The 21,192-nt window shown below is 67.9% G+C and carries 19 protein-coding genes and 1 pseudogene; 14 read left to right on the top strand and 6 right to left on the bottom strand.

Features of this window, described 5'->3' with window-relative positions; translation table 11 throughout:
- Positions 1–101 precede the first annotated feature (101 nt).
- Entirely contained in the window at positions 102–1,238 is a 1,137-nt protein-coding gene (gene tgt / locus RT697_RS02410; RefSeq protein ID WP_313696823.1) for a tRNA guanosine(34) transglycosylase Tgt, read from the bottom strand.
- Positions 1,235–2,293 carry a tRNA preQ1(34) S-adenosylmethionine ribosyltransferase-isomerase QueA gene (gene queA / locus RT697_RS02405; protein ID WP_313696822.1) on the bottom strand — a complete coding sequence of 353 codons (1,059 nt, stop codon included), beginning with the start codon at positions 2,291–2,293 and terminating at the stop codon, positions 1,235–1,237. Before queA ends, tgt begins: the two co-directional genes overlap by 4 nt.
- Positions 2,294–2,521: 228 nt before the next feature.
- Between queA and dacB the strand changes: the two genes are divergently transcribed.
- On the top strand, positions 2,522–3,970 hold the full coding sequence (dacB, locus tag RT697_RS02400; RefSeq protein WP_313696821.1) for a D-alanyl-D-alanine carboxypeptidase/D-alanyl-D-alanine-endopeptidase: 1,449 nt from the start codon (positions 2,522–2,524) through the stop codon (positions 3,968–3,970).
- Positions 3,971–4,182: 212 nt separating this feature from the next.
- On the top strand, positions 4,183–4,818 hold the full coding sequence (gene upp, locus RT697_RS02395) for a uracil phosphoribosyltransferase (protein WP_175124539.1): 636 nt from the start codon (positions 4,183–4,185) through the stop codon (positions 4,816–4,818).
- A gap of 11 nt (positions 4,819–4,829) precedes the next feature.
- Here upp and cysG read toward each other — a convergent pair whose 3' ends face one another.
- Both cysG and RT697_RS02385 read right to left on the bottom strand, forming a co-directional pair.
- On the bottom strand, positions 4,830–6,239 hold the full coding sequence (gene cysG / locus RT697_RS02390; protein WP_313696820.1) for a siroheme synthase CysG: 1,410 nt from the start codon (positions 6,237–6,239) through the stop codon (positions 4,830–4,832).
- 115 nt (positions 6,240–6,354) lie between these two features.
- Positions 6,355–6,936, bottom strand: a complete 582-nt coding sequence (locus RT697_RS02385) for an ANTAR domain-containing response regulator (RefSeq protein ID WP_191576028.1) — start codon at positions 6,934–6,936, stop codon at positions 6,355–6,357.
- Positions 6,937–6,971: 35 nt separating this feature from the next.
- Between RT697_RS02385 and RT697_RS02380 the strand changes: the two genes are divergently transcribed.
- The 10 genes and pseudogenes from RT697_RS02380 to RT697_RS02335 all read left to right on the top strand — a co-directional run bounded on the left by RT697_RS02380 (position 6,972) and on the right by RT697_RS02335 (position 16,442).
- Positions 6,972–7,208, top strand: coding sequence for a hypothetical protein (locus RT697_RS02380; RefSeq protein WP_313696819.1), 237 nt, complete (start codon positions 6,972–6,974; stop codon positions 7,206–7,208).
- A 159-nt stretch (positions 7,209–7,367) separates the two neighbouring features.
- A complete protein-coding gene (locus RT697_RS02375; RefSeq protein ID WP_313696818.1) occupies positions 7,368–8,666 on the top strand; it encodes a CmpA/NrtA family ABC transporter substrate-binding protein in 1,299 nt (432 codons plus the stop codon).
- A gap of 25 nt (positions 8,667–8,691) precedes the next feature.
- Positions 8,692–9,522: a nitrate ABC transporter permease gene (ntrB, locus tag RT697_RS02370; RefSeq protein ID WP_313696817.1), complete on the top strand. Its 831-nt coding sequence runs from the start codon at positions 8,692–8,694 to the stop codon at positions 9,520–9,522.
- 4 nt (positions 9,523–9,526) lie between these two features.
- A complete protein-coding gene (locus RT697_RS02365; protein WP_313696816.1) occupies positions 9,527–10,405 on the top strand; it encodes an ABC transporter ATP-binding protein in 879 nt (292 codons plus the stop codon).
- Between the two features lie 10 nt (positions 10,406–10,415).
- Positions 10,416–11,624, top strand: a pseudogene (locus RT697_RS02360) (NAD(P)/FAD-dependent oxidoreductase); the annotation flags it as partial.
- 12 nt (positions 11,625–11,636) lie between these two features.
- A complete protein-coding gene (locus RT697_RS02355) occupies positions 11,637–14,357 on the top strand; it encodes a molybdopterin-dependent oxidoreductase (protein ID WP_409517393.1) in 2,721 nt (906 codons plus the stop codon).
- Positions 14,358–14,463: 106 nt separating this feature from the next.
- Positions 14,464–15,189 (top strand): hypothetical protein, encoded by a 726-nt coding sequence (locus RT697_RS02350; protein WP_409517392.1) that lies wholly within the window; start codon positions 14,464–14,466, stop codon positions 15,187–15,189.
- Between the two features lie 84 nt (positions 15,190–15,273).
- Positions 15,274–15,591: a YqjD family protein gene (locus RT697_RS02345; RefSeq protein ID WP_105240220.1), complete on the top strand. Its 318-nt coding sequence runs from the start codon at positions 15,274–15,276 to the stop codon at positions 15,589–15,591.
- Between the two features lie 68 nt (positions 15,592–15,659).
- Positions 15,660–16,076: a phage holin family protein gene (locus tag RT697_RS02340; protein WP_313696813.1), complete on the top strand. Its 417-nt coding sequence runs from the start codon at positions 15,660–15,662 to the stop codon at positions 16,074–16,076.
- Between the two features lie 3 nt (positions 16,077–16,079).
- Positions 16,080–16,442 (top strand): hypothetical protein, encoded by a 363-nt coding sequence (locus tag RT697_RS02335; RefSeq protein ID WP_313696812.1) that lies wholly within the window; start codon positions 16,080–16,082, stop codon positions 16,440–16,442.
- 62 nt (positions 16,443–16,504) lie between these two features.
- Here the strand turns inward: RT697_RS02335 and ubiD are convergent, their stop codons facing one another.
- Positions 16,505–18,049, bottom strand: a complete 1,545-nt coding sequence (gene ubiD / locus RT697_RS02330; protein ID WP_313696811.1) for a 4-hydroxy-3-polyprenylbenzoate decarboxylase — start codon at positions 18,047–18,049, stop codon at positions 16,505–16,507.
- An 81-nt stretch (positions 18,050–18,130) separates the two neighbouring features.
- Between ubiD and RT697_RS02325 the strand changes: the two genes are divergently transcribed.
- Positions 18,131–18,949, top strand: a complete 819-nt coding sequence (locus tag RT697_RS02325; protein ID WP_313696810.1) for a lytic transglycosylase domain-containing protein — start codon at positions 18,131–18,133, stop codon at positions 18,947–18,949.
- A gap of 73 nt (positions 18,950–19,022) precedes the next feature.
- Here the strand turns inward: RT697_RS02325 and RT697_RS02320 are convergent, their stop codons facing one another.
- Positions 19,023–20,183 carry a pyridoxal phosphate-dependent aminotransferase gene (locus RT697_RS02320; protein WP_313696809.1) on the bottom strand — a complete coding sequence of 387 codons (1,161 nt, stop codon included), beginning with the start codon at positions 20,181–20,183 and terminating at the stop codon, positions 19,023–19,025.
- A 43-nt stretch (positions 20,184–20,226) separates the two neighbouring features.
- Between RT697_RS02320 and RT697_RS02315 the strand changes: the two genes are divergently transcribed.
- A complete protein-coding gene (locus tag RT697_RS02315) occupies positions 20,227–21,150 on the top strand; it encodes an FAD-binding protein (protein WP_313696808.1) in 924 nt (307 codons plus the stop codon).
- The last annotated feature ends 42 nt before the right edge of the window (positions 21,151–21,192 follow it).

Genomic DNA, 21,192 nt, shown 5'->3' with positions numbered 1-21,192 from the left:
TCCCAGGCGCCAGGGCGGCTTCCGCTTGCAGCGGCGGCCTGCCCGGTCAAATGGGGGCGAAACCTGCCGGTAAAAGCCCCTGGCGGGGCTTTTTTATCCGGCTACTCGATGCCGCGGGCGCGGTCCGCGGCGAATTGGGCGCGCCAGGCGTCAAAACGGCCTTCCGCAATGGCCTCGCGCATTTCCTTCATGATAGTCAGATAGAAGTGCAGGTTGTGCAGCGTGTTCAGGCGCGCGCCGGTGATTTCATTGGCGCGCTGCAGGTGGTGCAGGTAGGCGCGCGAGAAATTGCCGCAGGTGTGGCAACTGCAGCTCGGATCCAGCGGACGGGTGTCGTCGCGGTACTTGGCATTGCGGATCTTCACGTCGCCAAAGCGCGTGAACAGCCAGCCGTTGCGGGCGTTGCGGGTGGGCATGACGCAGTCGAACATGTCGACGCCGCGGCTCACGCCCTCGACCAGGTCTTCGGGGGTGCCGACGCCCATCAGGTAGCGCGGGGCCTGGGCGGGCAGCTTGGGCGTCACGTGCGCCAGGATGCGCATCATGTCTTCCTTGGGCTCGCCCACCGACAGCCCGCCGATCGCGTAACCGTGGAAACCGATGTCCTGCAGTCCGGCCAGGGATTCGTCGCGCAGCGACTCGTACATGCCGCCCTGCACGATGCCGAACAGCGCGTTCGGATTGCCCAGACGATCGAACTCGTCGCGCGAGCGGCGAGCCCAGCGCAGCGACATGCGCATGGAGCGGGCGGCTTCCTCGACCGTGGCGGGGCGGCCGTCGATTTCATAGGGCGTGCACTCGTCGAACACCATGACGATGTCGGAATTGAGCGAGCGCTGGATGCGCATCGATTCCTCGGGTGTGAGGAACAGGCGGGCGCCGTCGATGGGCGAGGCGAACTTGACGCCTTCCTCGGTGATCTTGCGCATGCCCTGCAGGCTGAACACCTGGAAGCCGCCCGAGTCGGTCAGGATGGGCTTGTCCCACTGCATGAAGCCGTGCAGGCCGCCATGCTTTTCCATGATTTCCGTGCCCGGACGCAGCCACAGGTGGAAGGTGTTGCCCAGCACGATCTGCGAGCCGATGTCCTTGAGCTCGTGCGGCATCATCGCCTTGACGCTGCCGTAGGTGCCGACCGGCATGAAGATGGGGGTCTCGACCACGCCGTGGTTCAGCGTGATGCGGCCGCGGCGGGCGCCGCCGTCGGTGGCGAGCAGTTCGAAGTTGAGTCCGGTCATTGGGCAGGGGTTTCGATGAACATGGCGTCGCCGTAGCTGAAGAAGCGGTAGCGCGCGGCGACGGCGTGGGTGTAGGCGCGGCGGATGGGCTCGACGCCGGCCAGCGCCGACACCAGCATCAGCAGGGTCGACTGGGGAAGGTGGAAGTTGGTGACCAGGGCGTCCACGACGCGGTACTGGTAGCCGGGGGTGATGAACAGGCGCGTGTCGCCCTGGGCGGGGGCCAGCGGGACGCCGGGGGCGGTGCGGCCCTCGGTCTGCGCGGCGGCCGATTCCAGCGCGCGCACGCTGGTGGTGCCGACGGCGATCACGCGCCCGCCCTTGGCGCGGGCCGCGGCGATCGCGTCCACGGTGGCCTGGGGCACGGTGAACCATTCGGCGTGCATGACGTGGTCGGCCAGGTTGTCCACGCGCACCGGCTGGAAGGTGCCGGCGCCCACGTGCAGGGTGACGAAGGCGCGGGCCACGCCCAGGCCCTCCAGGCGCTCGAGCGTGGGCTGGTCGAAATGCAGGCCGGCCGTGGGGGCGGCGACCGCGCCCGGTTCGCGCGCGTAGACGGTCTGGTAGCGGTCGTCGTCGCCCGCGTCCGCTGCGTGCGTGATGTACGGCGGCAGCGGCGTGGCGCCATGCGCGTCCAGCAGATCGAGCACGGGGCCGGGGAAGCGGATGTCGAAGAGTTCGCCTTCGCGGCCCAGCACCGTGGCTTCGAAGGCGTCGGCCAGGCGCAGCACCATGCCGGCGCCCGGCGACTTGCTGGCACGCACGTGCGCCAGGACGCGGTCGGGTTCGGTGATGCGCTCGACCAGCACCTCGATCTTGCCGCCGGTGATCTTGTGGCCGGGCAGGCGCGCCTTGATGACGCGGGTGTCGTTGAACACCAGCAGATCGTTCGGCCGCAGCAGGGAGGTCAGGTCGGCGAACTGGCGGTCATGCAGCTGGCTGGCGGTGTCCAGGTGCAGCAGGCGGCTGCCCGTGCGCTCGGCGGCCGGCGTCTGCGCGATGAGCTCGGGCGGCAGTTCGTAGTCGAAGTCGGAAACGGTGAAGGACTGGGTCACGCGGATATCTGGAGCAATGGGATCGGCCCCGCAAAGGACGAGCCATGCCGGTTGGGCGGGCTCGGGGCAACCGCATATTGTAAAGGGGACGGTTAATAGGGGCGGATCGGCGCCTGGCGCAAATAAATACCCAGCCAAAGGCGCCCGGGACCGTCGCGCACCGCCCGTAACCGTTCCAGGTTTTGTATGCTCTCGGTTTTGCTGGACGAGCAACCAGGTGGGCGAGGCATGACGGGACAAGCGATCGGGCGGGTGGGCGGACTGAAGCAATGGCTGGCCGGCGGTGTCCTGGCCCTGGCCGCCAGCGCCGCCTTTGCGCAGGTTCCCGGGTTGCCGCCCGACGTGGTGAAGGCCTGGAAAGCCAGCAAGCTGCCCGACAGCTCGCTGTCGCTGGTGGTGCAGGAGGTCGGCGGCCCGCGGCTGGTGGCGCTGAACGCCAAAGAGGGCCGCAATCCCGCCTCCGTGATGAAACTGGTCACGACTTGGGCCGCGCTGTCCGAGCTGGGTCCCAATTACGTCTGGCGCACCGAGTTCATGACGGCGCCCGGCTCGCGCCCCGACGCCAAGGGCGTGCTCACCGGTCCGCTATACCTGCGCGCCGGGGGCGACCCGCAATTTCTGATGCAGGATCTGTGGACGCTGCTGCGCGAGCTGCGGCTGCGCGGGGTCAAGCAGATCAATGACCTGGTGATCGACCGCAGCATCTTCGGCCAGGTGTCGATCGACCCCGGCGCGTTCGATGGCGCGCCCGACCGGGCCTATAACGCCAGTCCGGACGCGCTGATGGTGGGCTTTGGCGCGCTGCGCCTGCTGTTCACGCCGGACCCGGTCGCCAACAAGTGGGTGCCGCTGATCGACCCGCCGCTGCCCGGCCTGAAGATCGAAGGCCAGGTGGAATGGAGCGACGTCCGCTGCCCGGGGCCGCCGGTGGTCACGACCGATCCCGTCATCACCCAGCAAGGGGTCACCATTCGCGTCAACGGCAAGGTGGCGGGCTCCTGCGGCGAGTTCAGCCTGTACCGCCTGGCGCTGTCGCAGCCCGAGTACGCCACCGAAGTCTTCCGGATGCTCTGGAAGGAGCTGGGCGGCACGTTCAAGGGACAGGTCCGGTCCGGCATGGTGCCGGCGGACGCAGTGGTGCTGGCCTCGCATGATTCGCCGACGCTGGCCGAGGCCATCCGCCAGATCAACAAGCGCAGCAACAACGTCATGGCGCGCACCCTGCTGCTGACGCTGGGCGCCGAGCGCGGCCGCCGTCCGGCCACCGTGGGCAGCAGCGAAGAGGTTGCCAAGCAACTCCTGGCCAAGCAGGGACTGAACATGCCCGAATTGGTCATCGACAACGGCGCCGGCCTGTCGCGCGAGGCCCGGGTGTCGGCGGACAGCCTGGCGTCGATGCTGACCGTGGCCTGGAATTCGCCGGTGATGCCGGAATACATTTCGTCCTTCGCCATTGCCGGCGTGGACGGGACGGTGCGCCGCCGCCTGAAGGGCAACGGCACGCTCGGCATGGCGCATCTGAAGACCGGCTCGCTGCGCGACGTGCGCTCGATCGCGGGTTACGTGTTGGGGGCGAGCGGCAAGCGCTATGTGGTTGTCAGCATCGTCAACCATGAGCAAGCAGGCGCCGTGAGAGCTTTCGACGACGCCTTGATCTCCTGGCTCGCCGAACAATGAATGTGGGCCCCCACGCCGCGCGCACGCTGTGCGCTAGCTGCCCCCCAAGGGGGCTGCCCCGCCTTGGGGCGGCCCGGCGGCGGGGCGGGCTTAAAACGATTACGATCCTCCCGTGAGCCTCGCGACCGTGAAAGGCAAGCGCGCCGCGCCTAGCCCAGTCCGCCTGAGGCCAAAAGAATTCTGACCAACAAATACTCTGGAGAGTTACGCACATGCCCGTGCACGAAATCCGCCATCCGCTGATCCGCCACAAGCTCGGGATCATGCGGCGCGCCGACCTCAGTACCAAGAGCTTCCGTGAACTGTCGCAGGAAGTGGGCGCGCTGCTGACGTATGAAGCGTCCAAGGACCTGCCGCTGGCGCCTGCCACCGTGGAAGGCTGGTGTGGCCAGGTCGAGGTCGAGAAGATCGCCGGCAAGAAAGTCACCGTGGTGCCCATCCTGCGCGCCGGCATCGGCATGCTGGACGGCGTGCTGAGCCTGATTCCGGGCGCCAAGGTCAGCGTCGTGGGTGTGGCCCGCAACGAAGAGACGCTGGAAGCCCACACGTATCTGGAACGCCTGGTCGGTGAACTGGACCAGCGCCTGGCGCTGATCGTTGACCCGATGCTGGCGACGGGCGGCTCGATGGTCGCCGCCATCGACCTGCTCAAGCGCGCCGGCTGCAAGGAAATCCGCGCGCTGGTGCTGGTGGCCGCGCCGGTGGGCATCGACGCGGTGCTGGCCAAGCACCCCGACGTGCATATCTACACCGCGTCCATCGATGACGGCCTGAACGAGCACGGCTACATCATGCCGGGTCTGGGCGACGCCGGCGACCGCATCTTCGGCACGCAGCAAAAAGGCTGAGGCCGCGTTTTTCAGGCCGTAACCGCCGGCTGGCTCAGGTGCTGGCCGAACCAATGCAACGTCGGCGCCAGGCCGGCGACCTCGCCCACGATCAGCAGGGCGGGGGAGCGGACGGCATGTTCCCGGGCCAGTTCCGGCAGCCGCGCCAGCGGACCCGACACCACGCGCTGTTCGGGCCGGCTGCCGTTCTCGATAAGCGCAAACGGCGTCTCGGGCGAACGGCCATGGCGCAACAGGCGCTGCGTCAGCAACTCAAGCTGACCCACGCCCATGTAGAACGCCAACGTCTGCTTTTCGCGCGCCAGCGCGGGCCAATCCAGATTGTCTTCGTCTTCGCGGCAATGCGCGGTAATGAGGCGCACGGATTGCGCGTGCTCGCGGTGCGTCAGCGGAATGCCGGCATAGGCCGCACAGGCCAGCGCCGCCGTGATCCCCGGCACGACTTCGTAGCGCACGCCGTGCGCGCGCAGGAATTCCAGTTCCTCGCCGCCGCGGCCAAAAATGAACGCGTCGCCACCCTTTAGCCGCACCACGCGGCGGCCGGCGTGCGCGTGTTCGACCAGCAGCGCATGGATGCGCGCCTGCGTCGCGTGATGGTTTTCGCCGGGCAGCTTGCCCACCGACACGCGTTCGGCGTCGCGCCGGGCAAGCGACATGACCTCGTCGCTGACCAGGCGGTCGTAAAGGATGACGTCGGCCTCGTTCAAGGCGCGCAGGGCCTTGAGCGTCAGGAGGCCGGGGTCGCCGGGGCCTGCGCCCACCAGCACGACGCTGCCCTCGGCAGGCGCGATGGGCGAGGCCAGCGCATCGGCCAGCGCGGCCTCGGCCTGCGCGGGCTGCTGCTGGCGCAGGAAACCCGCGACCGGGCCGTCCAGCAACCAGTCGTAGAAGCGGCGGCGCGCGCCCAGGTCCGGATGGCTGGCGCGGATGCGCTTGCGGTAGGTGGCGGCCAGGCCGGCAAGCTGTCCCAACGTGTGGTCGAACAGTGATTCGATGCGTTCGCGGATGCGGCGGGCCAGCACGGGAGCCACGCCCGACGACGAAATGGCGACGATGACCGGCGACCGGTCGACGATGGACGGCACCTGGAAGGACGACAGTTCGGGGTCGTCCACCACGTTGGTGAAAATGCGGCGCGCTTCGGCGGCCTCGGAGACCGCGGCATTGACGGCGCGATTGTCGGTGGCGGCCACGACCAGCCACACGTCCTGCAGCCAGGCGGGGTCGAACGGCCCCGGCAGATGGCGGATGCGGCCCTCGGCAGCAAGCGCTGCGAGGGCGGGCGTCAGTTCGGGCGCGCCGACGACCACGTTCGCACAGGCCTCCAGCAGGGCGAGCGTCTTGCGTTCGGCGACTGCGCCGCCGCCAACAACGAGTACCAGCCGGTCTGTCAGATCGGCAAAAATCGGGAAAAGCTTCATGAATGCCAGCCTCGGGCGTACCCGGCTCAATGTGGGTCGATGATAGGGACGGGTTTTCATCCCCACAACTTTTGATTTCTTTAATTCATATAGCCATAACTTATTTGGCCGGACGTCAGGCGCTGCCCAGCCATTGGCTCATTTCGACGACCTCGCGGGCGACTTCGCCCAGCCGCTTCTGGCTCTGCATCGCGCGGTCGCGCAGCAGCCGATGGGCCTCGTCCTCGGAAACGGCGCGCGTTTTCATGAGGATACCCTTGGCCTTTTCCACCCACTGGCGGTCCGCCAGCCGGAGCTGGGCCTCGCGCAATTCCTCGCGGCGGGTCTTCTCCACGGCGAAACGCTCGATCGCCACGGTCAGCAGCGGTTCGATGCGCGCGGCCGGCACGTCGCCGACCACATAGGCGGCCACGCCGGCGCGCAGCGCGGTGCGGATGGTCTCGCGGTTGTCGTTGTCGGTGAACATCACGACCGGGCGATCGCTGTGCGAACTGGCGACACAGATGTTTTCCAGCGTGTCGCGGCCGGGGGCGTCGCTGTCGATCAGCACCACGTCCGCGGCCGACTGGGCGATGCTGGCCGCCAGGTCCGCGCCCGGCGCCACCTCGGCCACCACGTGCACGCCCGCCGCGGCAAGCGTTTGCCGCAGCGAGGCCGCGCGTCCTTCGCCATCGTTGAGCAGCATGACCTTCAGCATGAAACACCCCCTGTCTTCTGCATGATGCAAGTTCCATGCCATCGCTGCCGCGCGTGGAGGGTGGCGCGGAGGCCGGCGCGCAAGCACGTCGGCGGGGCGCGCGCCGCACAGCGATGGTGCGTTGCGGCATCGGCCTGCGCACCAACATGGCTCCGCCCCTGATTCACGGCGGCGCGGCAATGGCGGCGGGCAATTCCCGCAGCGCCAGCGCCCGCGCGGTCTGCGGCGCGGTTTTCATCGTCCAGCGCAAAACTGGCACAGCGATTGCTTAAGTGAAAACGGGGCGGCCAACGGCGGTCGCCCGACGCAATGCGCCGCGACACGCGGCCAGGGACAACGACGTTCCGCTGCGCCATCGGATGAAGATCCGTGGCGCGCGGGACGTTTTTTTTTTGCCGCCACTTATTCCGTCACCCCGCAAGGAACCCTCCATGACGCCCATGACCCGCAGTTCCTCGACCGTCTCCGCGCCCGCCGACATGACCGCCAACGCCAGCCGCCGCAAATGGCTGGGCGGAACGGCGCGCGCGGTGGCCGGCGCCGGCCTGCTTTCGCTGGTCGACCCGCTGGTGCGCGCTGGCGCGTGGGCCGCCGGGACAGACGCGCCGGAAAAGACCGAGGTCAAGATCGGCTTCATCCCGCTGACCGACTGCGCGTCCGTGGTGATGGCGTCGGTGCTGGGCATCGACAAGAAGTACGGGGTCAAGATCACGCCCTCGAAGGAAGCGTCGTGGGCCGCCGTGCGCGACAAGCTCATGAACGGCGAGCTGGATATGGCGCATGTGCTGTATGGGCTGGTCTACGGCGTGCACATGGGCATTGGCGGTCCGAAGAAGGACATGGCCGTGCTGATGAGCCTGAACCAGAACGGCCAGGCGATCACGCTTTCGAACAAGCTGCTGGAAGCAGGCGCGCGCGATGGCGAATCGCTGGCCAAGCTGATGGCCGCCGACAAGCGTGAATACACCTTCGCGCAGACCTTTCCCACCGGCACGCATGCGATGTGGCTGTATTACTGGCTGGCGGCGCATGGCATCAACCCCATGAAGGACGCCAAGGTGATCACCGTGCCGCCGCCGCAGATGGTGGCGAACATGCGCGTGGGCAATATGGACGGCTACTGCGTGGGCGAGCCCTGGGGCGCGCGCGCCATCATGGACAAGATCGGCTTCACCACGGTGACGTCGCAGGGCATCTGGACCGATCACCCGGAAAAGGTCCTGGGCGCCAGCGCTGACTTCGTGAACCGCAATCCCAACACGGCGCGCGCCGTCACCGCCGCGATCCTGGAAGCCGGCAAATGGATCGACGCGTCGCCCGAGAACCGCCGCAAGACGGCCGAGACCATCGCCGCCAAGTCCTACGTCAACACCGACGCGGGCGTCATCGTGGACCGAATGCTGGGGCAGTACGACGATGGCTTGGGCAAGAAGTGGTCGGACGCGCACGCCATGCGCTTCTACGCGGACGGCGCCGCCAATTTTCCGTACCTGAGCGACGGCATGTGGTTCCTGACGCAGCACAAGCGCTGGGGTTTGCTGAAAGAGCATCCGGATTACCAGGCGATTGCCACCCAGATCAATCGCGTCGACGTCTACAAGCAGGCCGCGCAGGCCGCGGGCGTCGCGCTGCCCGCCAGCGAAACGCGCACGTCCACGCTGATCGACGGTGTGGTCTGGGACGGCAGCAATCCCGCGGCGTATGCCGACGGTTTCAAGGTCAAGGTCTGACGGCCACCACCAAAGGGGACTCGCAATGTCTACCGTAACGATGACAAACCGCGGCGACGCATTCGCCGCCTTGTGGCGGGAACGCCTGGAATCCGCGCTGAAGGCGGTCGTGGGGCCGGTCGCCGGCTTTGCGCTCTTCGTGCTGGTATGGCAGGTGGTGGCGATGCGCATACCGGAAATTCCGACGCCCGGCGTCACCTGGCATGCGGCCGTCGAACTGTTCTCGGACCCGTTCTATGACAACGGGCCGAACGACAAGGGCATCGGCTGGAACCTGCTGGCCTCGCTGGAACGCGTGGCTATCGGTTTCGGGCTGGCGGCGCTGGTCGGCATTCCCGTGGGCTTTGCGATCGGCCGCTACGCCGCCGTGCGCGCCATGTTCTCGCCGATCGTCAGCCTCTTGCGGCCGGTGTCGCCGCTGGCGTGGCTGCCCCTCGGGCTGTTGCTGTTCAAGGCGGCCAATCCGGCCGCGATCTGGGCGATTTTCATCTGTTCGATCTGGCCGATGATCATCAATACCGCCGTCGGCGTGTCGCGCGTGCCGCAGGACTACCTGAACGTGGCGCGCGTGTTGAACCTGTCCGAATGGAAGGTCACGACCAAGGTGCTGCTGCCCGCGGTGCTGCCCTACATGCTGACCGGCGTGCGGTTGTCGATCGGCACGGCCTGGCTGGTGATCGTGGCCGCCGAGATGCTGACGGGCGGCACCGGCATCGGATTCTGGCTGTGGGACGAATGGAACAACCTGAAGGTCGAGCACATCGTCATCGCCATTTTCGTGATCGGCATCGTGGGGCTGCTGCTGGAAACCCTGCTGGTCGCGCTGGCCCGCCGTTTCACCTATACCGAGGATTAGCGCCATGAAGAAATTCGTACGCATCGAACGCGTGGGTCAGACCTTCGACACCCGCAAGGGCGCCTTCGTGGCGCTGCGAGATATCGACCTGACGGTCGAGCAGGGCGAGTTCATCACGCTGATCGGCCATTCCGGCTGCGGCAAGTCCACCTTGCTCAACCTGATCGCCGGGCTGACCCGGCCGACGAGCGGCGTGCTGCTGTGCGCCGAACGCGAGATCACCGGTCCGGGTCCCGACCGCGCGGTGGTGTTCCAGAACCATTCGCTGCTGCCGTGGCTGACGTGTTTTCAGAACGTGCACCTGGCGGTCGAGCGGGTGTTCGGCGCGACGGAAAAGCGCGCCCAACTGGCCGAACGCACGCGCGCCGCGCTGGAGCTGGTGGGCTTGCTTGCCGCGCAGAACAAGCTGCCGCGCGAGATCTCCGGCGGGATGAAGCAGCGCGTGGGCATTGCGCGCGCGCTGGCGATTGAGCCGGGCGTGCTGCTGATGGACGAACCGTTCGGCGCGTTGGACGCGCTGACCCGCGCGCATCTGCAGGACGAGCTGCTCAAGATCGTGGCCAAGACGCGCACGACGACGATCATGGTCACCCACGACGTGGACGAGGCCGTGCTGCTGTCGGACCGCATCGTGATGCTGACCAACGGACCGGCCGCGACCATCGGCGAGATCCTGCCGGTGCCGCTGTCCCGTCCGCGCGACCGCGTGCGGCTGGCCAACGATCCGGCGTATCTCGCGTGCCGCGCGGGCGTGGTGGACTTTCTGCATCGCCGCCACGGCAATCCCGAGCGGTCGCAGGCTGCGGCGCAGGCGAATGCGGTCCTGTCGGTCGTGCCTGCGCCGATGGAAGAGACAGCGACGACGGCACGCGCCGCCGCGTAGGAGTCCGGTCATGCAAGCCAGGCAGAAGCTGATCGTGGTCGGCAACGGGATGGCCGGCATCCGTACGGTGGAGGAGCTGCTCAAGCTCGCGCCGGATCTCTACGACATCACGGTGTTTGGCGCCGAGCCTCACACCAACTACAACCGCATCCTGCTGTCGCCCGTGCTGACCGGCGAGCGCACGCTGCAGGACATCGTGCTGAACGATGAGGACTGGTATGCGCGCCACGGCATCCGGCTGCTGCGCGGCCGCACGGTGACAGATATCGATCGCGCGCGGCGTACGGTGCAGGCTGACGACGGCTCCCGCACGCCTTACGACAGGCTGCTGTTGGCAACCGGATCCACGCCTTTCATCCTGCCCGTGCCGGGTCACGAGCTGGAGGGCGTGGTGGCGTTTCGCGACATCGGAGACGTCAACCGGATGATCGACGCCGCCTCGCGCTACCGGCACGCGGTGGTGATCGGGGGCGGACTGCTGGGGCTGGAGGCCGCCAACGGGCTGGCGGCGCGCGGCATGGCCGTGTCGGTGGTGCACCTGGGCGCGTCGCTGCTGGACCGCCAGCTGGATGGCGAGGCCGCCGCGCTGCTGCGGGAAAGCCTGGAAGCACGCGGGCTGACGTTTCTCCTTCAGCGCCAGACCGAGGCGATTCTGGGCGGCGCCGATGGACGCGTGCGCGCGGTGCGCTTTGCCGACGGCACGGAAATTCCTGCCGACCTGGTGGTGATGGCGGCGGGGGTGCGACCCAACACCGCGCTGGCCCAACGCTGCGGCCTGCATGTGAACCGGGGCGTGGTGGTGAGCGACACCTTGCAGACCTTCGATCCGCGCATCTACGCGGTGGGCGAATGCGTCAGCCACCGCGGCACGGCCTACGGGCTGGTGGCGCCGCTGTTCGAGCAGGCCAAGGTCGCGGCCAACCATCTTGCCCTGCACGGAATCGGCCGCTACGAGGGCAGCGTCACGTCGACCAAACTCAAGGTGACGGGCATCGATCTCTTCTCCGCCGGCGACTTCGCGGGTGGCGCGCAGACCGAGACCATCACGCTGGCCGACATGCCGGGCGGCGTCTACAAGAAACTGGTGATTCGCGAAGACCGCTTGGTGGGCGCGTGCCTGTATGGCGACACGGCGGATAGCGCGTGGTACATGCGGCTGATCCGCGAAGGCGCGGGCATCGGCGACCTGCGCGACCGGCTCATGCTGGGCGAAGCGGCGGGGGAGTAGGACATGGACATGCCGATGGCGCGACGGATTGACATCGTCAGTGAAGCGGCGCGCGATGTCGCGTCGGTGTGCTGCTATTGCGGCACCGGTTGCGGCGTGCGCGTGCAGGTGCGCGGCGGCGCGGTCGTTGGCGTGCGGGGCGACGATGCGCATCCGGCCAATCGAGGCCGCCTGTGCAGCAAAGGTCTGGCGCTGGCCGACACCGTGCGGCGCGATGACGCGCGCGTGCTGTCGGCGCAATGGCGTCCGGTGCGCGGCCAGCCCTTGCAAAATGTCGCGCTGGCGCAGGCGCTGGATCTTGCGGCGGACCGGCTGGCCGACGCGATCACCCGGCATGGGCCCGACGCAGTGGGCTTCTATCTATCGGGCCAGTTGCTGACCGAAGACTATGCGGTCTTCAACAAGCTGGCGCGCGCGCTGGCCGGCACCAACAACATCGACACCAATTCCCGCCTGTGCATGTCGAGCGCGGTGTCGGGCTACAAGCGCACGCTGGGCGCGGACGCGCCGCCCGCCTGCTACGAAGACCTGGAACTGGCGGACACCGTGCTGATCGCCGGTTCCAACATGGCCTACGCGCACCCCGTGCTGTTCCGCCGGCTGGAAGCCGCGCGGGCCACACGGCCGCACATGAAGGTGATCGTGGTCGATCCGCGGCGCACGGACACGGCGGCGTTCGCCGACCTGCATCTGCCGATCGCGCCGGGGTCGGACGTGGCGCTGTTCAACGCCATGCTGCACGTGATGCTGCGCGAGGGCCTGGTCGACGAGGCCTACATCGCGCGCCATACCGAGGGCTTCGAGACGCTGCGGGCGCGCGTGCAGACGGCGACGCCCGAGGAGGCGCAGCGTCTCTGCGGCGTGCCGGCGCAGGACATCGTCCAGGCGGCGCGCTGGTTCGGGCAGGCGCAGGCGGCGCTGTCGCTGTACACGATGGGCTTGAACCAATCGGTCGCCGGCACCGACAAGAACGCGGCGCTGATCCACCTGCATCTGGCAACCGGCCAGATCGGGCGTGCGGGCGCTGGGCCGTTTTCGTTGACGGGCCAGCCCAATGCCATGGGCGGACGCGAAGCGGGCGGCATGGCGACCCTGCTTCCGGGCCATCGCGACCCGTCGTCGGCCACCGACCGCGCCGAGGTCGCGCGCCTGTGGGGCGTGGATCGCCTGCCCGATGCGCCGGGCGCCACGGCGCTCGACATGTTCGACGCCGTGCTGGAAGGGCGCATCAAGGTGCTGTGGATCGCGGCGACCAATCCGGCGCAGTCGCTGCCGGATCAGGCGCGCGTGCGGGCCGCGCTGAACCGCGCCGAGTTCGTCATCGTGCAGGAGGCCTATGCAGGCACCGAGACGCTGGCCCATGCCGACCTGGTGTTGCCGGCGGCGACCTGGCCCGAAAAGTCCGGCACGGTGACCAATTCCGAGCGGCGGATCAGCCGCGTCCACGCCGCCATCGCGCCGCCCGGCGATGCGCAGCCTGACTGGCGGCTGGCGCAGGCGGTCGCCCAGCGGCTGGCGGCGCGCATCGCGCCGGCCAAGGCGGCGCTGTTTGCCTATCGCGATGAAAGCGAGGTCTTTGCCGAGCACGCGCGCATGACCGCCGGCCGTGACCTGGACTACAGCGCGCTGGATTACGCCGCGCTGGCGCAGCTCGGGCCGCAGCAGTGGCCATACCGGTCGGGGCAAGGCACAGCGCGCCTGTATGCCGACGGCGTGTTTCCCACCGCCAGCGGCCGCGCCCGCTTCTGCGACGTCGCGTGGCGGCCGACTGCCGAAGCCGTCTCCGATGAATTTCCGCTGCAACTGACCACCGGACGGTTGCGCGATCACTGGCACACGATGGCGCGCACCTCGCTGGCTCGCGCGTTGACGCAGCATGTCGAGGAGCCGTGGGTATCACTGCATCCGGACGACATGCGCCGTCTGGACCTGGCGCCCGGGGCGCTGGCGCGGCTGCAGTCGCGGCGCGGTGCGCTGGTGCTGCCGGTGCAGGCGGACGAGGCGCTGCGCCCCGGCCAGGCCTTCGTGCCGATGCACTGGGGCAGCGCCTTCATGGCCGGGTTGGGGGTGAACGCGCTGACCAATCCGGCGGCCGATCCGGTATCGCGGCAGCCGGAACTCAAATTCAGCGCCGTGCGCGCCGAGCCGGCGGGCCTTGCATGGCAGGCCGCGGCGTGGCGGCAGGGCGACGCGTCGGCGTTGCGGGCCAGGCTGGCGCCATGGCTGCGCCGTTTCGACTATGCCGTCGTGTTGCCGGTCGGCGCGGGCGGCGTCCGGCTGCGGCTCGCCAGCCGCGAGGCGCCGCCGGCCGCGGTGCTCCTCGAATTGGCCGACGCGCTGGACCTGCGGCGTCCCGATGTGGCGTATGACGATCCGGCGCGCGGCCATTTGCGCCGGGTCAGCCCGGGGCAAGGCGAGCTGCGTGCCTTTCTGCTGACGGGCGACCTGCGCGCGCAGGAATCGCTGCTGGCGTGGGCCGCGGGAGGCGAGGCGCCCGCCAGCACCGCGGCGCTGCTGATGGGACGCGTCGCGGGCGCGGTGCGCTCGCGCACCATTTGCGTCTGCAATGGCGTCAGCGAAGCGGCCATCCTGAAAGGCATCGAAGGCGGCTGCGATCTGGCGGGGCTGAAGGACACGCTGGGTTGCGGCACCGGTTGCGGCTCGTGTGTGCCGGAGATCCAGGCGTTGATGGCGCGAGCGCCGGCGGCGCCGGTGCTGGCGTGACGACACGTTCGGACATACGCCGGGCACGGCAACCGGTGTAGTATCAAGCCAGCTGTCCCCAAGGCGGGACGGCGCTTTCGGATTTCTGGAGTGGCTTGTGACGACGATGCGGAAAATGGCATCCCTGGTTTTTGCGGCCGGCGCGTTGGGCGCGGCCGCCACGGCGCAGGCCGGCGTGTGTGACGCGCAGTTCATGCACGACGGCGGCGCCGTCCAACTGACCGGCTCGGGCAATCTGGCGCTGGGCGCGGATCTGACCTTCGCCGAAGTTACAAAAAGCAATGGCGACAACTGCCGTGCGCGCGTGCAGGGCGTTGCCCGATTCAGCTACGCGGGCCTGCCGCCCGGCAAGTCCAAGCTCGACTACCTGATGACCGTCAAGGGCGGCCAGGCCACTTTCCTGCGCTACGCCAGCGCCGGCGAAGCGCCCAAGCCTTCCGAAGGCCAGTTCGACCTGCGCATGCTGGGCCTCTTTGCCTACGACGGCAAGCTGGCCGCGGGCCAGAAGCTGCCCGGCTCGTCGTTCCGCCTGAAGATCGGCAAGGAAGCGCCGGTGGGCGGTCAGCCCAGCACCACGGTGCGCATCGGCGAAAAGACGGTCGGCCAGAAAACCGCGCTGGATACCGCGCTGGGCAAGCAGTCCTGCCACCCGATCACCTACTCGCGCAATTCGGATCCCACGATGGCCACGTTCCAGGGCCTGACCATTCCCATCCCCGGCATGAACACGACGGTCACCGATTGGTATTGCCCGGCCGTGAATCTGGTGATGAAGCAGGACATCGATCAGGGCGGCGTGAAATCCGCCGTTGAGATTACGCAGATCAAGTAGCACCCGGTAGCAAGCGGGCGTTTGCGCCCGCAAGGCGGCTGGTATCATCGTTTCCGTCATGGACACACAACAGGAGCTCAGAAAATGGCAACGAGAAAATCCGAAGACGTCGCAAAAGAAAAACTCATGGACAGTGTCAAGACCAGCCTGAACGACGCCGAAAGCCTGCTGCGCGAAGCGGCCAGCAGCACCGGCGACAAGGCCAACGAACTGCGCGACCGCGCCATGACGTCGCTGCGGCGCACGCGCGAGGCCCTGTACGAAGCGCAGGACGCCGTCCTCGAACGTGGCCGCAAGGCCGCCCGTGCGACGGATGACTACGTGCACGACAATCCCTGGCAAGCCATCGGGGTGGCAGGCGTGACCGGCCTGCTGCTTGGCTTGCTGATCAGCCGCCGCTGACAGGGCAGGGCGTCCGGGCGGCAGGCGCGGCTTCATGCCGATGCCTGCCGCCCGGCGTTCTTTCAGCCATGGGTCTACGAAAAACTGTTTTCGGTGTTGCCTCCAGCCTGGTCGGGCTGATGCGCACGCGGCTGGAGCTGCTGGCTCTGGAAGCCGCGGACGAAAAGGCGCGCCTGCTCAAGCTGCTGGGCCTGGCGTTTGCGGCCCTGCTATTTCTGACGCTGGCGGTGCTGGTGGCCACCATCACCATCGCCGTGGCGTTCTGGCCCACGGAAGACCGCTATCTGGCCTTGGGCCTGCTGGCGGCCTTTTATGGTGTTGCCGGCGTGGTGCTGCTGCTGGTGGTGCGCCACGGGCTCGTGTACGGACAGACGCCGTTCGCTGCCACGCTCGAAGAGCTGGGCCGGGATGCGGAGCTGCTGGACCGGGTGCGCGACATGCACGCGGACGACGAGCCGCCGACGCGCCGGCGCGAGGAGTTCTAAACCATGTCCAAAAGATCTCCCACCGTTGACCGCGCCGTGCGCATCGAACTGCTGCGCGCCCGCGCCGCGATCGAGCGCGAGTCGCTGGCGCAGAACATCGTGTCGGCCGGGCGCAGGCTTGAACCCGGCGCGCTCATCCGCGGCATGCTGCCGGGCCTGGCTTCCGGCGGCGCGTCCCGCTGGGCCTTGCAGGCCATCACGCTGGCGCGGCGTTATCCCATCATCAGCTCGTCGCTGTCCGCCATGTTCATGCGCGGCGGCAAGCGCGGCAAGCTCCTGAAGCTGGCTGGCGGCGCCTTCGTGGGCTGGCAGCTCTTGAAGGTCTGGCGCGGCATGCGCCAGGATGACGACCGGGACCGCGACTGACGCCAACCGTAAAAACAAAGCCCCGTTTCCGGGGCTTTGTTGTTTGCGCGAGGGGCGGCCGGCTACAGGCCCAACTGCCCCCACATATCGTCCACGCGTTTCTTCACATCCGCGTCCATCGCAATGGGCGTGCCCCATTCACGATTCGTTTCGCCCGGCCACTTGTTGGTGGCGTCCAGACCCATCTTGCCGCCCAGGCCGGACACCGGCGAGGCGAAGTCCAGATAGTCGATGGGCGTGTTCTCCACCAGCAGCGTGTCGCGCACCGGATCCATGCGGGTGGTCATCGCCCAGACCACTTCCTTCCAGTCGCGCGGGTTGATGTCCTCGTCCACGACCACGATGAATTTGGTGTACATGAACTGGCGCAGGATGCTCCACAGCCCGAACATCACGCGCTTGGCGTGGCCCGCGTACTGCTTGCGGATCGACACCACGGCCAGCCGGTAGCTGCAGCCTTCGGGCGGCAGGTAGAAATCCACGATTTCCGGCAGCTGGCGGCGCAGCAGCGGCACGAAGACTTCGTTCAACGCCACGCCCAGCACGGCGGGCTCGTCGGGAGGCTTGCCGGTGTAGGTGGAGTGATAGATGGGGTTGCGGCGCATCGTGATGCGCTCGACGGTGAAGACCGGGAACCAGTCCTGCTCGTTGTAGTAGCCGGTGTGATCGCCGTAGGGACCTTCCAGCGCCATTTCGTAGCCGGTGTCGGGCGGCGGATTGACGCCTTCAGGCACCACGGGCTTGATGGCGCGCGGGTCCGAGGACGGCAGCAGATGGCCTTCGAGCACGATCTCGGCCCACGCCGGCACGGACAGGTTGCTGCCCAACGCCTGCGCGACCTCGGTGCGCGAGCCGCGCAGCAGCCCCGCGAACTGGTATTCGGACAGGCTGTCAGGCACCGGGGTGACGGCGCCCAGCGTGGTGGCCGGATCGGCGCCCAGCGCCACGGCAATGGGAAACGGCGTGCCGGGATTGGCGATGGCGTGATCCCGGAAATCCAGCGCGCCGCCGCGGTGCGACAGCCACCGCATGATGAGCTTGTTCGGTCCCAGCAATTGCTGGCGGTAGATGCCCAGATTCTGACGCTTGGCGTTGGGGCCGCGTGTGATGACCAGGCCCCACGTCAAGAGCGGCGCCACGTCGCCGGGCCAGCAGGTCTGGATGGGCAGGCGGTTCAGGTCGACGTCCTTGCCTTCCCAGACGATTTCCTGGCAGGCCGGGCTTTTGACGTTCTTGGGGCTCATGTCCCACAGCGCGGATTTCAGCATCGACACCTTGGCCAGCGCGTCGCGCAGGCCCTTGGGCGCCTCGGGCTCGCGCAGCGAGGCCAGCAGTTCGCCGATGTCGCGCAGCGCGCTGACGTCGTCGGCGCCCATTCCGCGGGCCACGCGGGCGGGCGTGCCGAACAGATTGGCCAGCACCGGCATCTGCGCGGGCTGGCCGTTGTGGCGGGCGTTTTCGAACAGCAGGGCTGGGCCTTCGGCCCGCAGCACGCGGTCGGAAATCTCCGTCATTTCAAGCTGCGTCGATACCGGCGCGGCTATGCGTTTGAGTTCGCCCATTCGTTCAAGTTGGGCGATGAAGTCTCTAAGGTCGCGGTATTTCACTACAGATCCCAGCGATTTGGTTACATTTCGGATTCAAAGAGAGGTTAACATTGACTCCCTCTTTTTTACGCAGGAGGTTTTATGCCCGATGCGTCAGTGGCCAGCCTGTTCAGGAACATGGCCCAAGGAGTGCACCAATATCTTGCCGAATCCCTGCGCATTTGCTCTGTCTATCTGGGCATCGCGGTCATTGTGACGGTAAGCATGGGATTCGCCCTGCCTGGTTTGCGCGACCAGGCATTGCAAGTGCACAAAGCCTTGTTGACCGCCCTCGCGCCTTCATCCATGCAGGCCAGCTCCGAGTCCGAAGCCGGCTCCGAACTGGGTGCCGACACATCGTCGGCAATTGCCATGGCCGTACCCACCGCACCCGCCAGCAACGCCACCGGCATGCTGGGGCCGGCTCGTGTCGCGCCGCCTACGCCCAAGAAGACCGCTTCGGCGGCCACCGGACCGCAGGCCGAAGCACTGCGCAACTATATCTCGCGCAAGTACAAGGTTGCCTATGACGCGACCGGTCCGCTGCTGAACACCGTGTACAAGGTCAGCCGCGAAAAGCAGCTTGATCCCTTGCTGGTCCTGGCCGTGATCGCCATCGAATCGCGTTACAACCCGCTGGCCGAAAGCCACGTGGGCGCCCAGGGCCTGATGCAGGTCATGACCAGCGTGCACCAGGACAAGTTCGACGCGGTCGGCAAGAATCCGCTGGACCCGGTCGCCAACATCGGCGTCGGCGCCACGATCCTGCGCGACTGCATCAACCGCCGCGGTTCCGTGGACGGCGGCCTGGCGTGTTACGTCGGGTCCACCGGTCCGGACGACAACGGCTACGGCGCGAAGGTGCAGGCGGAACGCCGGCGCCTGGCGCTGGCGTCGGGCATCGCGCTGGCGCGCGACTGAGTTCCGGTCCGCCAGCGACAAGGCGCGCCCTTTGCGGCGCGCCTTTTTCATTGGGTCGGCGGTGCAGTTTGGATCAGCGTTGCAGCAGCACGCCCATCCGGGCGACCGCCTCTTCCAGGCGATCCAGGCCCGTGGCATACGAAAACCGCATCGTGTGGGCGGCATGCGCGGGGCCGAAGTCCAGACCCGGCACGGCGGCGACCCCGGCTTCCAGCAACAGGCGCTGCGAGAACGCGGCGCTGTCCATGCCCAGGCTGCTGATGTCGGCATAGATATAGAAGGCGCCGTCCGGCTTGACCGGCACGTCGATGCCCAGACGCTCGAATTCCGGCAGCAGATAATCGCGGCGCTGCTTGAAGGCCTCGCGGCGGTGTTCGAAGGTCTTCAGCGCGGCGGGGGTGAAGCAGGCCAGCGCGGCGTGCTGGGCCAATGTGGGCGCGCAGATCGCCAGACTGGAGGCAATCTTTTCGACCGGCGCGACCATGTCGTCGGGCACGATCATCCAGCCCAGGCGCCAGCCCGTCATGTGGAAGTACTTCGAGAAGCTGTTGATGACGATGACGTCGTCGTCCAGCGTCAGCGCTGAGAGCGGCTGGCCGTCGTAGGACAGCCCCAGGTAGATTTCGTCGACGATGGCAAAGCCGTCGCGGGCGCGCACCTGCGCCAGAAGCTCTGCCAGCTCGTCGTGCGCGATGGAGGTGCCGGTGGGGTTGCTGGGCGAAGCCACCATCACGCCCTGCGTGGCGGGCGTCCAGTGGCGCGCGACGTCGTCGGCCGACAACTGGAAGCGTTTTGCCGCCGTGCTGGGGATGAGGCGCGGCACGCCGCCCGCGGCCAGCACGAAATTGCTGTTCGCCGGATACGACGGATCGGGCATCAGCACTTCGCCGCCGGTGTTCACCAGCGCCGCGCAGGCCAGCGTCAGGGCGCCCGAGGCGCCCGCCGTGACGATGACGCGGCGCGGGTCGATGGCGGCGCCGAACTGGTCGCGGTAGAACTGCGCGATAGCCTCGCGCAGCGGGGCGATTCCGGCGCCCGGGCTGTAGCCGCTAAGGCCGGCGCGCGCGGCGCGGTCCAGCGCTTCCACCACCTGAGGGGGCGCGGTAAAGTCCGGTTCGCCGATGCCCAGGCTGATAATGTCTCTTCCGGCCGCCTGCAACGCCTGCGCCTGCTTGAACAGTTCCATCACCTGGAACGTCAGGAAATCGTGAGTGCGGGTAGCAAGGCGGGGCATCGGAATCTCGAAAGCGTCATCTAGCAAAAAAGGAATTGTAGTCATGCAGCCATCCCGGCGCGCCTTTCTCATGGGCCGGCGACCCGTCCAGACGCCGTGGGCGGCCTTCGTGCAACGCCTTGCGCTGGTGTGCCAGGGTCAGGTCCGCGATCTGGGCGAGGGCGGGGCGGACGGCACGTGCGCCGTCCTCACGCCCGCCCGCGAGGCCGACGTGGTTCAGGCGCGCAAGCTGTGCGCCGAATATCGCGTGACGCTGGAACTGGAAGGGGCAACCGGGCCGTTCGCGCCCTCGGGTCGGCCCCGGCTGCGGGTGGATCCCGTGTTATTGACCGATCTGACCCGCCTGGACGGCGATGCGCCTCGGTGGCGCGCGCAGCCGGGCGTGACCTTGGCCGAGTTGGCCGGCGCGGGGCTGCGGCAGTTTGCCGGGCTGCCCGGCGACATGACGCTGGCCCAATGGGTGGCGGCGCCGGCATCGTGGCCGGCGGGGCGCTGCGCGGCGTCCGGTCTCATGTCGGCCGATGTGCTGCTGGCCGATGGCGTCGAGGAAACGCTGGGCGCGTTCGGCGAGAACGATGTCCAGCCACTGCGCTCGGCCACCGTGCAGCGCCTCGTGCCCGCGCTCTTCCAGCTCGCCTCCGGCGGCGATGCGTTCGCCACCAATGATGGCTACCACTGGCTGGGCCGCTACCGGCTGGACGCGCTCAAGCCCGTGGCGCCGGCAACAGTGAACCTTGCGCAAGTGCTGCTGGGACACGGCGGGACGCTCGCGTGGCTGCAAGGTGCGGTGCTGGCCGATGTGCCGCCGGGCGACGAAGCCCCGGCAGCCGACGGGCCGGCGTCGCAACCCGAACATCGACCCGCGCCGGCCGCGCCGGGACTGGCGACCGTGCGACTGGACGGGCGGGTCAAAACCCAGTTCGACCCCGACGGCTGCTTCCCGGAACTCCTGTGGCCTGAAGTCTGACTAACGTTCAGCTTGCTGTAAGATTCCGGCGCTCGACCTCAA

The organism is Achromobacter sp. (assembly GCF_032113835.1).
GTDB lineage: Bacteria > Pseudomonadota > Gammaproteobacteria > Burkholderiales > Burkholderiaceae_B > Achromobacter.
The sequence above is the reverse complement of the archived record's forward strand: the minus strand, read 5'-3'. Positions and strand labels throughout refer to the sequence as shown.

Excerpts from the sequence above, each read along its gene's own strand:
- tgt (WP_313696823.1), bottom strand. The coding sequence starts at position 1,238 with ATGACCGGACTCAACTTCGAACTGCTCGCCACCGACGGCGGCGCCCGC.
- dacB (WP_313696821.1), top strand. The coding sequence starts at position 2,522 with ATGACGGGACAAGCGATCGGGCGGGTGGGCGGACTGAAGCAATGGCTG.
- upp (WP_175124539.1), top strand. The coding sequence starts at position 4,183 with ATGCCCGTGCACGAAATCCGCCATCCGCTGATCCGCCACAAGCTCGGG.
- cysG (WP_313696820.1), bottom strand. The coding sequence starts at position 6,239 with ATGAAGCTTTTCCCGATTTTTGCCGATCTGACAGACCGGCTGGTACTC.
- RT697_RS02385 (WP_191576028.1), bottom strand. The coding sequence starts at position 6,936 with ATGCTGAAGGTCATGCTGCTCAACGATGGCGAAGGACGCGCGGCCTCG.
- RT697_RS02380 (WP_313696819.1), top strand. The coding sequence starts at position 6,972 with ATGCCATCGCTGCCGCGCGTGGAGGGTGGCGCGGAGGCCGGCGCGCAA.
- RT697_RS02375 (WP_313696818.1), top strand. The coding sequence starts at position 7,368 with ATGACGCCCATGACCCGCAGTTCCTCGACCGTCTCCGCGCCCGCCGAC.
- ntrB (WP_313696817.1), top strand. The coding sequence starts at position 8,692 with ATGTCTACCGTAACGATGACAAACCGCGGCGACGCATTCGCCGCCTTG.
- RT697_RS02365 (WP_313696816.1), top strand. The coding sequence starts at position 9,527 with ATGAAGAAATTCGTACGCATCGAACGCGTGGGTCAGACCTTCGACACC.
- RT697_RS02355 (WP_409517393.1), top strand. The coding sequence starts at position 11,637 with ATGGACATGCCGATGGCGCGACGGATTGACATCGTCAGTGAAGCGGCG.
- RT697_RS02350 (WP_409517392.1), top strand. The coding sequence starts at position 14,464 with ATGCGGAAAATGGCATCCCTGGTTTTTGCGGCCGGCGCGTTGGGCGCG.
- RT697_RS02345 (WP_105240220.1), top strand. The coding sequence starts at position 15,274 with ATGGCAACGAGAAAATCCGAAGACGTCGCAAAAGAAAAACTCATGGAC.
- RT697_RS02340 (WP_313696813.1), top strand. The coding sequence starts at position 15,660 with ATGGGTCTACGAAAAACTGTTTTCGGTGTTGCCTCCAGCCTGGTCGGG.
- RT697_RS02335 (WP_313696812.1), top strand. The coding sequence starts at position 16,080 with ATGTCCAAAAGATCTCCCACCGTTGACCGCGCCGTGCGCATCGAACTG.
- RT697_RS02325 (WP_313696810.1), top strand. The coding sequence starts at position 18,131 with ATGCCCGATGCGTCAGTGGCCAGCCTGTTCAGGAACATGGCCCAAGGA.
- RT697_RS02320 (WP_313696809.1), bottom strand. The coding sequence starts at position 20,183 with ATGCCCCGCCTTGCTACCCGCACTCACGATTTCCTGACGTTCCAGGTG.
- RT697_RS02315 (WP_313696808.1), top strand. The coding sequence starts at position 20,227 with ATGCAGCCATCCCGGCGCGCCTTTCTCATGGGCCGGCGACCCGTCCAG.